Source organism: Roseateles depolymerans (genome assembly GCF_003387155.1).
Classification (GTDB): domain Bacteria; phylum Pseudomonadota; class Gammaproteobacteria; order Burkholderiales; family Burkholderiaceae_C; genus Roseateles; species Roseateles depolymerans.
This window is the reverse complement of sequence record NZ_QUMT01000002.1, coordinates 291,227-302,618: the sequence shown is the minus strand read 5'-3', so window position 1 is coordinate 302,618 and position 11,392 is coordinate 291,227. Positions and strand designations below refer to the sequence as shown.

Annotated in this window: 11 protein-coding genes; 7 read left to right on the top strand and 4 right to left on the bottom strand. The window is 67.1% G+C overall.

The genetic code is table 11. The features are described from left to right. Positions 1-250: 250 nt before the first annotated feature. Positions 251-640 carry a hypothetical protein gene (locus tag DES44_RS09330; RefSeq protein WP_058934704.1) on the top strand — a complete coding sequence of 130 codons (390 nt, stop codon included), beginning with the start codon at positions 251-253 and terminating at the stop codon, positions 638-640. 87 nt (positions 641-727) lie between these two features. On the opposite strand, the gene DES44_RS09325 is transcribed toward DES44_RS09330, so the two are convergent. Continuing rightward, complete coding sequence (locus tag DES44_RS09325) at positions 728-1,366, bottom strand: 3-oxoacid CoA-transferase subunit B (RefSeq protein WP_058934703.1); 639 nt, start codon at positions 1,364-1,366, stop codon at positions 728-730. A 10-nt stretch (positions 1,367-1,376) separates the two neighbouring features. After that, entirely contained in the window at positions 1,377-2,078 is a 702-nt protein-coding gene (locus DES44_RS09320; RefSeq protein ID WP_058934702.1) for a CoA transferase subunit A, read from the bottom strand. A 110-nt stretch (positions 2,079-2,188) separates the two neighbouring features. Between DES44_RS09320 and DES44_RS09315 the strand changes: the two genes are divergently transcribed. The 4 genes from DES44_RS09315 to DES44_RS09300 all read left to right on the top strand — a co-directional run bounded on the left by DES44_RS09315 (position 2,189) and on the right by DES44_RS09300 (position 5,732). Beyond that, a complete protein-coding gene (locus DES44_RS09315) occupies positions 2,189-2,602 on the top strand; it encodes a PaaI family thioesterase (protein ID WP_058934701.1) in 414 nt (137 codons plus the stop codon). A gap of 2 nt (positions 2,603-2,604) precedes the next feature. Then, positions 2,605-3,156 (top strand): LuxR C-terminal-related transcriptional regulator, encoded by a 552-nt coding sequence (locus tag DES44_RS09310; protein WP_058934700.1) that lies wholly within the window; start codon positions 2,605-2,607, stop codon positions 3,154-3,156. 200 nt (positions 3,157-3,356) lie between these two features. Further along, positions 3,357-3,722: an HU family DNA-binding protein gene (locus tag DES44_RS09305; protein ID WP_375137514.1), complete on the top strand. Its 366-nt coding sequence runs from the start codon at positions 3,357-3,359 to the stop codon at positions 3,720-3,722. Positions 3,723-3,815: 93 nt separating this feature from the next. Then, complete coding sequence (locus DES44_RS09300) at positions 3,816-5,732, top strand: B12-binding domain-containing radical SAM protein (RefSeq protein ID WP_058934698.1); 1,917 nt, start codon at positions 3,816-3,818, stop codon at positions 5,730-5,732. Between the two features lie 24 nt (positions 5,733-5,756). Here DES44_RS09300 and DES44_RS09295 read toward each other — a convergent pair whose 3' ends face one another. Then, positions 5,757-6,464 (bottom strand): winged helix-turn-helix domain-containing protein, encoded by a 708-nt coding sequence (locus tag DES44_RS09295; RefSeq protein ID WP_058934697.1) that lies wholly within the window; start codon positions 6,462-6,464, stop codon positions 5,757-5,759. 483 nt (positions 6,465-6,947) lie between these two features. On the opposite strand from DES44_RS09295, the gene DES44_RS09290 reads away from it, so the two are divergent. After that, complete coding sequence (locus DES44_RS09290) at positions 6,948-8,597, top strand: DEAD/DEAH box helicase (RefSeq protein ID WP_058934696.1); 1,650 nt, start codon at positions 6,948-6,950, stop codon at positions 8,595-8,597. Positions 8,598-8,826: 229 nt separating this feature from the next. Continuing rightward, the gene (gene mnmC / locus DES44_RS09285; protein WP_058934695.1) at positions 8,827-10,809 is read left to right on the top strand and encodes a bifunctional tRNA (5-methylaminomethyl-2-thiouridine)(34)-methyltransferase MnmC2/FAD-dependent 5-carboxymethylaminomethyl-2-thiouridine(34) oxidoreductase MnmC1; all 1,983 of its coding nucleotides are present in this window, start codon (positions 8,827-8,829) and stop codon (positions 10,807-10,809) included. An 81-nt stretch (positions 10,810-10,890) separates the two neighbouring features. Here mnmC and DES44_RS09280 read toward each other — a convergent pair whose 3' ends face one another. Beyond that, entirely contained in the window at positions 10,891-11,202 is a 312-nt protein-coding gene (locus DES44_RS09280) for a putative quinol monooxygenase (RefSeq protein ID WP_058937343.1), read from the bottom strand. Positions 11,203-11,392: the final 190 nt, after the last annotated feature.

Below are 11,392 nucleotides of genomic sequence, written 5' to 3'. Positions count from 1 at the left end.
CTCACTGCCTGAAAAACGGCCTTTGCATTAAGTCAAAAGCCGCTGCGCAAAAGGTCTGCCTTTTATTGTCATAGGGAGAAGCCCGGAGATGCAATGAGATTGAGCGGATTCATTTCAAAAGTTACAGGCGCTTTCGTCCGAAAGTAACAAGCGGGCCTCGCGCAGATATTCCGGACGGGACGCCGCCGCTGGCCGTCGCTACCATGCCGCCTCTCGCGAACGGACAATCCTCACCGATTCTGGTCTGACGATGGTCATTGAATTCAAGAAACTGCCCGCTCGGGCCCATCGTCATCCGGGCGCGGCGGCGGTGGCAGCGGCCCTGTGGGCTGCGCTTTGCATCGCCTGCACGGCGACAAATCCCACCCAGGACAAGCCCGATCCGAATGAATTGCGCGCGTTCCTGGAGCGCCGCGAACTGTGTGATCACCTGCGGGGTGAGATTCCCGATCCGGGTGATCCCGACGCGACCCGTGACGCAGTGGCCGCCATCAACCAGTACTGCACCGGCACGGACGCTCAGCTCAGCCGGCTCAAGCGCCTGTTTGCCGCGGATGCGGCGGTGATGAAACAGCTCAATACGCTCGAGCCCTGCATTGAAAGCGGCTCGCAATGCCGCACCAGCGGCGCGCCACGCTAACCGCAAATCCGGCCCGGGCGCCAGGCCCGGGCCTCATTGCCGCCGCAGCGCCGCAGCGCCGCAGCGCCGCAGCACCAGCAGCCGCCGTCAGTGCAGCGGCACGCCGGTCTTGCTTTGCACGAACTCGCGGGTCACGCCGGGCGCCAGCTCCACCAGCTTCAGCCCCTGCGGCGTGACGTCGATGACGGCCAGGTCGGTGATGATGCGATTCACCACCCCCACGCCGGTCAAGGGCAGCGTGCAGGACGGAATGATCTTGAGGTCTTCCGTGCCGTCCTTCTTGCGGGCCACATGCTCCATCAGCACGATCACGCGCGGCACGCCGGCCACCAGGTCCATGGCGCCGCCCATGCCCTTGACCATCTTGCCGGGAATCATCCAGTTGGCCAGGTCGCCCTTCTCGCTCACCTGCATGGCGCCGAGGATGGACAGGTTGATCTTGCCGCCGCGAATCATCGCGAAGCTGTCGTGGCTGCCGAAGATGGAGCTGCCGGGAATGGTCGTCACCGTCTGCTTGCCGGCATTGATCAGGTCGGCATCCACCTCCTCTTCCGTCGGGAAGGGGCCGATGCCCAGCATGCCGTTTTCGCTCTGCAGCCAGACTTCCTTGTCCGCCGGCACGAAGTTGGCCACCAGCGTGGGAATGCCGATGCCGAGATTCACATAGAAGCCGTCTTGCAGCTCGTCGGCGGCACGGGCCGCCATCTGGTCTTGGGTCCAGGGCATGTCAGTCTCCTCAGGCAGCAGGACGGATGGTGCGCTTTTCAATGCGCTTTTCCGGATTCGGGTTGTGCACGATGCGGTGCACATAGATGCCGGGCAGATGAATGGCGTCCGGATCCAGGTCGCCCACCTCCACCACCTGCTCCACTTCCACCACCGTCAGCTTGCCGGCCATGGCACAGGCCGGATTGAAGTTGCGGGCCGTGCGGCGGAAGATGAGATTGCCGCTCTTGTCGGCAATGTGGGCCTTGACCAGCGCCACATCGGGATTCAAGGCCCGCTCCATCACGTACGCATGTCCGTCGAATTCGCGGATCTCCTTGCCTTCGGCCACCAGCGTGCCCACGCCCGTGCGGGTGAAAAAGGCCGGAATGCCGGCGCCGCCCGCCCGCAGCTTTTCCGCCAGGGTGCCCTGCGGCGTGAATTCCAGCTCCAGCTCACCGGCCAGGTATTGGCGCTCGAATTCCTTGTTCTCTCCCACGTAGCTGGAGATCATCTTGCGGATCTGCCGGGTCTCCAGCAGCTGGCCCAGGCCGAAGCCGTCCACGCCCGCATTGTTGGATATGACGGTCAGGTCCTTCACGCCGCTGTCCCGCAGCGCCTGGATCAGCGCTTCGGGAATGCCGCACAACCCGAATCCGCCCACGGCCATCAACTGGCCGTCACGCACGATGCCGTCCAGCGCCGCTGCGGCGCTGGGATAAAGCTTGTTCATCAATGTCTCCTGGTGGCTCCACCTGTGAAAAAGCGTACTACGTAAGCGCTTAAGTAGCGGGTACGTAGAATTAACTAAGCTCCCTCTTCCCAGCCCTTCGCGAGGACCCGATGCCCATCAGCCTGGATGTCCTGCAGCAGCAGATGCCCCGCATCTTCGCGCCCTGGATCCTCTCACTGCAGATCCGGCCCGTCCATGTGGATGCGGGCCGCCTGCGGCTGATCATGCCGCTGACCCCGGACCTGATCCATGTGGGCGGCGTGCTCTGCGGCCAGGCCAGCATGGCGGCGGCCGACACGGCCATGGTGCTGCTGATGATCAGCGAGCTGGGGGACTTCCAGCCCATGACCACCGTGCAATTGCAAACCACCTTCCTGCGTCCCGTCTCCGGCACCGAGCTGCGCATCGACGCCCGGCTGCTGCGACGCGGCCGCCAACTGGCCTTTGGCCAGATCGACCTGCTGGACGACCAGGACCGTCTGGCCGTCCAGGCCACCACCACCTATGCCCTGCTTCAGACCTGAGCATGCCGCTGGACTACCGCACTGCCTTTGACCAGGCCCCGATTGGCCTGGTGATCTCCGAAAACCGCCTGATCCGTGATTGCAACCGGCAACTGCTGGCCATCTTCGGCGCCGAACGTGACCAGCTCATCGGCCACAGCTTTGCCCTGCTCTATCCGAGCCCGGTGGAATTCGAGCGGACCGGTGAGCGCATCCTCGCCAGCCTGGATGCCAACGGCTATTACGCCGATGAGCGGGTGATGAAGCGGGTGGGTGGGCCCCGCGCCGGTGAGCTGTTCTGGTGCCATGTGTCCGGCCGGGCGCTGGACCCGGCGCAGCCGCATGCCAGCGGCATCTGGAGTTTCGAGGACCTGTCGGCGCGTCGCCAGCTCAAGGCCGAGCTGACGCCGCGCGAGCGGGAGATTGCCGCGCTGCTGATCGAGGGCCTGACCAGCAAGTTGATCGGCCGCAAGCTGGGCGTGAGCCCGCGCACGGTGGATGTGTACCGGGCACGCTTGATGAAGAAGTATGGCGCGGCCAGCACGCCGGACCTGGTGCACCGGCTGCTGGTGTGAGTTCCGGCGTGGTTTGCAAGGGACGGTTTCAGTCGCTGACGAATCGTCGCAGACCCCGATCAACAGGGGTATTCCTCAAGACCTGGCCCTGGATGTGCGATTTCATCGTGGCTTCATCGTGATTTTGCGGGGCAACCCGCAGTCGCACGGGTGATTTCTCTTGCACAATACGCGGCGTCCGGCGCTACGTCGGGCTTAACTTGCAAGAGTCCAATCGAATGAACAAGACCGAACTGATCGAACACCTGGCTTCCAAGCACGAACTGACCAAGGCCGAAGCTGGCCGCATCCTGGAAACGCTGCTGGACGCCGTGGTCACTACGGTGAAGAAGGGTGGCCAAGTGTCCATCCCGGGCTTCGGCTCCTTCAAGCAGCACGCTCGTGCCGCTCGCACCGGCGTGAACCCCAGCACCGGCGACAAGATCAAGATCGCTGCCGCCAAGCTGCCCAAGTTCACCCCGGGCGCTGGCTTCAAGGCTGCTGTGGACCCGAAGGCTGCTGCCCGCAAGGCTGCTGCCAAGCCGGCTGCGGCTGCCAAGCCCGCCAAGAAGGCCGCCAAGAAGTAATTCCGGCAGCATTCGTCTGCTGAAGGCCCTTCGTGGGCCTTCCCGCAAACCCGGCTCTGGCCGGGTTTGTTTTTTTGCTTCTACAGTTGCTGCATGTCTGTTTCGTCGCTCCGCGTGCTGTCGCTCATCCCTCCGATGACGCAGCTCAACACGCCCTACCCCTCCACCGCCTACCTGACGGGCTTCCTGCGCTCACGCGGGCTGACCGCCCACCAGCGGGACCTGGCGCTGGCGCTGGTGCTGCGGCTGTTCTCGCGGGACGGGCTGCAGCAGATCCTTCAGGCCGTGCAGGCCCTCCCGGCGCAGGACCGCGGGCCGGCCTCCACCCACTTCGTCGAACACTTCGACCGGTACTTTTCCACGATTGCCGCGACCATCGCCTTCTTGCAGGGGCGCGACACGACGCTGGCCCACCGCATCAACACGCGGGGGTTCCTGCCCGAGGGGGCCCGCTTCCAGTCGCTGGACGTCTATGTGTCCGAAGAGGGCGAAGATCCGCTGGCCTGGGCCTTTGGCGCCCTGGGGTTGCAGGACCGGGCGCGGCATCTGGCCACGCTGTATCTGAATGACCTGGCGGACGTGCTGCGAGAGTCGGTGGATGCCCGCTTTGAATTCGTGCGCTACGCCGAGCAACTGGCCACCAGCCAGCCGACCTTTGATCCGCTGCATGAGGCGCTGCAAGCGCCGCCGAATCTGGTGGACCAGTTGCTGGAGCAACTGACGCTGCAGGCGCTGGACGAAGAGCAGCCCGATGTGGTGCTGCTGTCCGTGCCCTTCCCGGGCGCCGTGTATGCCGCGCTGCGCATCGGCCAGACGATCAAGCGCGTGCGGCCGGGCCTGCCGGTGGTGCTGGGCGGCGGCTTCGTCAATACCGAGCTGCGGGAACTGACGGAGACACGGCTGTTTGACTACGTCGATTACGTGACGCTGGACGCCGGCGAGCGTCCGCTGCTGGCGCTGCTGGAGCATCTGGCCGGCAAGCGCGGACCCAAACGGCTGGTGCGGACGTTCGTGCGTGAGCTGGACGCGGACGCGACATCAGTCGTCCGCTACATCAACTTCGCCGAACCCGACGTGCCCTTCGAGGACGTGGGCACCCCCACCTGGGACGGACTGCCGCTGGGCAGCTACCTTTCCCTGCTGGACATGCTCAATCCGATGAACCGGCTCTGGAGCGACGGTCGCTGGAACAAGCTGACCGTGGCCCACGGCTGCTACTGGAAGAAGTGCAGCTTCTGCGACATCACGCTGGACTACATCTCCCGCTACGAGGCCGCTTCCGCCAAGACGCTGGTCGACCGCATCGAGGCCATCGTGCAGGAGACCGGCCAGACCGGTTTCCACTTCGTGGATGAGGCCGCGCCGCCCAAGGTGCTGCGGGCACTGGCGCAGGAGCTGATCGATCGCGGCGTCTCCATCAGCTGGTGGGGCAATGTGCGTTTTGAGAAGACGTTCACGCCCGAGCTGTGCCAGTTGCTGGCGGACAGCGGCTGCATCGCCATCAGTGGCGGACTGGAGGTGGCGTCGGACCGTCTGCTCAAGCTGATGCAAAAGGGCGTGTCGGTCGAGCAGGTGGCGCGCGTGACCCGGGCCTTCACCGAATCCGGCATCCTGGTGCATGCCTACCTGATGTACGGCTTCCCGACGCAGACGGTGCAGGACACGGTGGATGCGCTGGAATACGTGCGTCAGCTGTTCGAGAACGGCTGCATCCAAAGCGGGTTTTTCCACCGCTTTGCCTGCACGGTGCATTCCCCGGTGGGCAAGAACCCGGAGGCCTTCGGCGTGGAGCTGCTGCCGCTGCCGCCCTCCCCCTTCGCCAAGAACGACGTCGGTTTCGTGGACCCGACCGGGACGGACCACGACGCCATGGGCGACGCGCTGAAGAAGGCGCTCTACAACTTCATGCACGGCATCGGCCTGGAGCAGGACGTGCGGCGCTGGTTCAGCGTGCGGGTGCCCAAGCCGAAGGTGGCGCGGGACTTCATCGAGCGGGCATTGAACGGGTGATGGGCTGCCCCAGCCTTGCAAGGATCAGCGCAGCGGCGGATCGAACAAGTATCCGACGCCGCGCACCGTGCGGATCAGCGGGGAGCTGGGATCGTCATTGAGCTTCTGGCGCAGGCGGGAGACCATCAGGTCCACGCTGCGCTCCAGCGCCGTCACCCCATCCCCGCGCGCCAGGTGCAGCAGTTCCTGTCGCTGCAACACGCTGTGCGGGCGCTCCAGGAAGGCCCGCAGCAGCTTGTATTCGCTCTGGGACAGCACCACGCAGAAACCGCCGGGACCGGACAGGCGGCGGGTCATCGGCTCCAGCTTGAAGCGGCCGAACATCAGCACTTCCGCCGCATCCCCCTCGCGCGGGCGCAGCAGCGCCTTGATGCGGGCCTGCAGCTCCCTCGGCTCACCGTCCTTGGGCACCACCGCATCCGCGCCCCGCTCCAGCGCCAGCACCCGCTCCAGCGTGCTGTCGTGCTGCAGCAGCACGATCACCGGCAGGCGCGAGCGCTGACGCAAGCGGTTCAGCGCCGACCATCCGGCCTCCCGCGCATCGCTGGGGTCCAGCAGGCACAGGTCCACCGGCAGCAGCGGAATACGGTCCAGCAGTGCGGGTTCGCTGCTGTCGGTGACGCGATATCCCCACGCCCTGAGCAACGCGGCACAGCGCAGCCGCGCGTGAGGGTCCGGGTCCAACAGCAGCAGATGGGTGCCGATGGCGGGATCGGGGAAGGGAGAGCTCATCGTCGGGCATGAAACAAGTGGTGACTGCGCCCGAGACTATGCCGACAGAATTGTTTTTGAAGGCGGAACTGAACCGGTCTCACAGTGCTTTTTACCCTCGCTTTACGAGCGTGATACACGGTTGCGTCCACCGACATGATCGGCCCCTCCACGCTGATGATTTCGGGCGAATGGCAGCCTTTTTGAAGGGCGCCGCACCCGGGTTTCGTCGCTGCTCGCACACCGCTTTCGCGCAGCAGCCTTCCCCCGGAGGGGACATTCGCCTCAGATACAATGCCCAGCAACGCCTCGGCCACAGTCTTGCCGCGGCCCGATGTTTTGAGTGCTTGTCCATGGCCGGCCTGCCCTGATTGGCGGAAGCTGCCCAGACCTCTCTTCACAGCCCTCTCCACAGCAGCCGAAGACTGGCACCTCCTCACCGGACGGTGTGCTGCACAAGTCCCGCACGGCAACCCCGGGTGGGCACCACAACAAAGCAGCCTTATGAGTTTTGATGCACTGGGACTCTCCCAGCCCCTGCTTCGCGCCATTGCCGAAGTCGGTTACTCCTCTCCCACCCCCATCCAGAGCCAGGCCATTCCGGCCGTGCTCAGCGGCGGCGACCTGATGGCCGGCGCCCAGACCGGCACCGGCAAGACCGCCGGTTTCACCCTCCCCCTGCTTCAGCGCCTGTCCACCGGCAAGCCGGTGCGTGATGGCCGCGGCCGCCTGGCCGTGCGCGCGCTGGTGCTCACCCCCACCCGTGAACTCGCGGCGCAGGTGGAAGAAAGCGTGCGCACCTACGGCAAGTACCTGCCCCTGACCAGCATGGTCATGTTCGGCGGCGTCGGCATGCAGCCGCAGATCGACAAGCTGCGCAAGGGCGTGGACATCCTCGTGGCCACCCCGGGCCGTCTGCTGGACCATGCGCAGCAGGGCACGCTGGACCTGTCCCACGTCGAGATCCTGGTGCTGGACGAAGCCGACCGCATGCTGGACATGGGCTTCATCCATGACATCAAGAAGGTGCTGGCCCTGCTGCCGCAGAAGAAGCAGAGCCTGCTGTTCTCGGCCACCTTCAGCGACGAGATCAAGGCCCTGGCCGACCGCCTGCTGGACAAGCCGGGCCTGATCGAAGTGGCGCGCCGCAATGCCACGGCCGACACCATCGCGCAGAAGATCCACCCGGTGGACCGCGACAAGAAAAAGGAACTGCTGGCCCATCTGATCCGTCAGCATGACTGGCATCAGGTGCTGGTGTTCACCCGCATGAAACATGGCGCCAACCGCCTGGCCGAATACCTGGACAAGCAGGGCATCACGGCCATGGCCATCCACGGCAACAAGAGCCAGGGTGCGCGCACCAAGGCGCTGGCCGAGTTCAAGAGCGGCGACCTGCAGGTGCTGGTGGCCACCGACATCGCGGCCCGCGGCATCGACATCGACCAGCTGCCGCACGTGGTGAACTACGAGCTGCCGAATGTGTCGGAAGACTATGTGCACCGCATCGGCCGTACCGGTCGCGCTGGCGCGCAGGGCGAGGCGATCTCGCTGGTGTGCATCGACGAGGAAGGCTTCCTGCGCGACATCCAGAAGCTGATCAAGCGTGAGATTCCGCGTGAGGTGGTGCCGGGCTTCGAGCCCGATCCCAATGCCAAGCCGGAACCGATCGTCATGGGCCGCATGGTGCTCAATGGCGGGCTGGGCCGCTCGGGCGGGTCGGCACGTCCTTCCGGTGGCGGTGGCGGTGGCCAGCGCCGTGGAGGTGGTGGCGGTGGTGGCCGTGACGGGCACCGCGAGGGCGGTCGTGACGGCGGTCGCGAGGGTGGCCGTGACGGTGCGCGTGCAGGCTCGGGCGGTCAAGGCCGTCCGGCGGGCTCGGGCGGTCGTCCGGCGCAGGGCCAGTCGCAAGGTCGCTCTGGCGCCCAGGGTGGCCAGGGCGGTCGTGGCCAGGGTCACGGCGGTGCTGGCGGCGCGGGCGGTGGCGCTGGCCGCGCTGGTGCGGCTCAGGGCCAGCCGCGTCCGGCTCATCAAGGCCAGGGCGCTGCCCGCCAGGGCGACCGTCGTCCGGCCGGTGGCGGCAACGGTGGTGGCGGTGGCAATGGCGGCCGCTCCTCCGGCGGCGCGCTGACGCGTCCGAAGTCGCAGGGCTGATCCCACGAGGATCGTGCAGGCCGCCGCATGACGGCCTGCATCGGACCACATGGGCCCACAGGGGCCGGCTTCGACCGGCAAGGGCCAAGGCGCCTGCAGCCCATTGAGCGCCGGTTGAGCGCGCATTGAGCGCCCGTTGAGCGCGCATTGAGCGCCCGTTGAGCGCCGGTTGAGCTGCCGTTGAACGCTCAGCGGTCGCCCCCAGGCGCGGCATACTTCGGGCCTCGCCATGAAGACCGCGCCCATCATTCCCGCCGTCGTCGATTTCTCCGACGCCAGCGCTCCCCTCTCGCCTGCCTACGGCGACTACTACCACACCCCCTCGGGCGCCTACGGCCAGGCACGCCATGTGTTCCTGGGCGGCAATCAGTTGCCCGCCCGATGGGCCGGCCGCACCCGCTTCGTGGTGCTGGAAACCGGTTTTGGCCTGGGCACCAATTTCCTGGCCACCTGGGCCGCCTGGCGGGCGGATCCGCAGCGCTGCGAGCACCTCGTCTTCATCAGCCTCGAAAAACACCCGCTGCGGCGCGAGGATCTGGCACAGGCGCAGGCCCAGTCGCCGGAGCCCGCGCTGGTGCAGGCCCTGCTGGACGCCTGGCCCCCCCTCACACCCAATCTGCACACGCTGGACTTCGACGGCGGCCAGGTGCGGCTGATGCTGGCGCTGGGCGATGCGCAGGCCTGGTTGCCCGCCCTGGTGGCGCAGGTCGATGCGTTCTACCTGGATGGTTTCGCGCCGTCGAAGAACCCCGATCTCTGGGTGCCCGAGATCTACAAGCAGATCAGCCGGCTGGCAGCGCCAGACGCCACCCTGGCGACCTGGTGCCTGGCGCGTCGGCTGCTGGACGGGCTGGCGGAGGTGGGTTTCGAGGTCCGCCTGCAGCCCGGCTTTGCACGGCGCCGTGAAATGACCGCGGCCCGCTTTGCGCCCCGTCACCGGCCGCCGCTGGCGCCCGGCCGGATGGCCTCGGCGCCGCATGCGCGGCATGTCTTGGTCGTGGGCGCCGGGCTGGCGGGCGCGGCCTGTGCGCGGGCCTTGCAGCGTCGCGGCATGGCCTGCACGGTGCTGGAAGCCGGCGACGGACCTGCGGGGCAGGCCTCCGGCAATCCAGGCGGGCTGTTCCACGGCACGCTGCATGCGGACGACGGCCCGCATGCCCGCTTCAACCGGACTGCGGCGCTGGCCACCGAGCGGGAACTCCGCCGCATCGGTGACGAGCTGCCCTGGCTGCAGTGGGGTCTGCTGAGGGTCGAGCGCGACGGTGCGCAGGCCTCGAACCTGAGCGCCATGCAGGACCTGCTGGCGGTCACCGGACTGCCGCCCGACTACGTTCAGGCGCTCTCCGCGCAGGAGGCGTCCCAGTGGGCGGGTGCGACGCTGTCCCAGCCGGCATGGGCCTTCCCGGGCGGCGGTGCGGTGTCGCCGGGCGCACTGGTGCGGCTGTGGCTCTCGCAGGCGCAGGCGCTGCCCAAGACCCGGGCACGGGTGGCGTCGCTCCAGCAGATCACCGGCAGCGACGGAACGTCGTCAGGCCCCTGGCGGGCGCTGGATGCCCACGGCAGCGTCATCGCGGAAGCGGATGCAGTGGTGCTGGCCGCCGGCACGGCCAATGAAGCGTTGGCGGCGCCCTGGCTGGCCGGTCCGGCCTGGCCCTGGGTCTCGCAGCGGGGACAGTTGAGCATCGTGCCGCCGGGGACTGCGGCCCCGCTGCCGTCCCGGCCGGTGGCCGGTGTGGGTTATGCCCTCGCCCTGCCCGATGGCCACCTGTGCTTTGGCGCGAGTGCAGACGCTGGCGACGCCGACCCGGCCCTGCGTGAGCGCGACCAGCGCCAGAACCTGCAGCGCCTGGGCCAGTTGCTGCCCGGCCTGCGCCTGGGGGGACGGACGCCGGCACAAGCCGCCGACAGCGCCGACATGCCGCTGCAAGGACGGGTGGGATGGCGCAGCCTGCTGCCCGACCGCCTGCCGGTCGTCGGCGCCCTGCCCTCCAGCGTGCCCACGCAGCGCGCGGAGCAGGCGCGATTCTGGCCGCGCCATGTGGGGCTGCTGATCTGCGCTGGCCTGGCTTCGCGCGGCATTACCTGGGCCACGCTGTGCGGCGAGCTGATCGCGGCTCAGATCACCGGAGAGCCACTACCGCTGGAAACGGATTTGGTGGACTTGCTGGATCCGGCGCGCTTCGGCGCGAAAGTGCAGCGGCGCTTGACCTGACGCACGGGGGGTGCCGCGGGCGGCTTCACGTCCTCACGCGGGCTCACGCTGCGCCGCGCCCGACCCGTTGGTGGCGGCTTGTCAGCGGCTCACCGCGCGAGCCGGCATCCCCGGCTCGGCCGCATAGACCATGGCGCTGGTCACGGTGCGCGACACCAGCATCGGAATGATGGTGCCAAAACCCAGCCGCTGGAAGTGCTCCGACGCGCGATGCGCGTCCAGGCCCGCCGCATCGGTGTATTGCTCCAGGATCACGAAGCGGTCCGGATCCTGCGGAGACCGGAAGAACTCATAGGACAGGTTGGCCGGCTCCTGCCGCGTCGCTTCGGTCAACTGACCCAGCAGCTCGCTCACCTGGTCCCCCAGTCCTGGCTTGGCGTGGTAGTGGGCAATGACCTGGAGGTAAGGCGATGCCGGTGCCGCGGCCGTGGAGGACGGGGAGGCTGAAGCGTGCGATGACGCCGCGGAAGATGCAGTCGAATCAGGCATGAAGACTCCCAAGAGGGTGAACTCGCTTCGAAAAACGCTGACCCATGCTGCCTGAAATCCCGATCCCTCACGCGGGCTGGGCCTGCTCCCCGCT